At 45.8% G+C, this 712-nt stretch carries 1 protein-coding gene; it reads right to left on the bottom strand.

The window, feature by feature from the left end:
- On the bottom strand, window positions 1–645 hold a 645-nt coding region (locus tag D8797_RS10255; protein WP_446677499.1), incomplete at its 3' end, for a mucin-binding protein.
- Window positions 646–712 lie beyond the last annotated feature (67 nt).

Genomic DNA, 712 nt, shown 5'->3' with positions numbered 1-712 from the left:
AGCTTTCAGAGCTGGACGACCCGCTGTTTGACCATCTGCGTATTCGTACTTGATCGTACGTGATACTTTCTTGTTGAGCTTAGCTGGGTCTGTAATCTTCTCTGTACCTTGACGAAGAGTAACGGTGAAGGTTTGATCCTTCTTATCGTCATTATCGAAGGTCTTAGGTCCCTTGAACTCATCCGTTACAACTTCATAGCCCTTGTCTGTCAATTCTTTCAGACGAGCTGCGTAGTTGGTTGTNCCGATTGGCTCACCTGACTTACCACTTTCAACNACCTTACCAACTTCCTTGTTGTTATCATCTTGGTCTACGAAGGTGATAATCGCTTTTTGACCATCTTTAACATAATTGATTGGTGTATCCTGTGTTGGATCACTTGGAATTGGTGGTGGGTTGTAACCCTTGCTTGGATCGCTCGGATCTTTCGGTGTCAATGGTGTTGTGCCATCTGGGCCTACTGGTGTAGTGCCTGGTACATCTGGAACTACTGGAAGATCTGTTCCCGGCTTAGTTGGGTTATTTGGATCGTTTGGATATGGAAGGTTTGGTACTTTTGGAAGTCCGTCTGGTACATTTGGTACGTATGAACCGAGCTTCTTGTATTGTACAACTTCTTCACTGTTAGCGTCGCCAGCTTTCACTGTCTTCGCTGCTACATTGGCCTTATCTGCCACGAATCCAGTTACGACTGGTGTGCCTTCTCCTTCT

It is taken from the genome of Streptococcus cristatus (assembly GCF_003944225.1).
Lineage (GTDB): Bacteria > Bacillota > Bacilli > Lactobacillales > Streptococcaceae > Streptococcus > Streptococcus cristatus_K.
The sequence above is the reverse complement of the archived record's forward strand: the minus strand, read 5'-3'. Positions and strand labels throughout refer to the sequence as shown.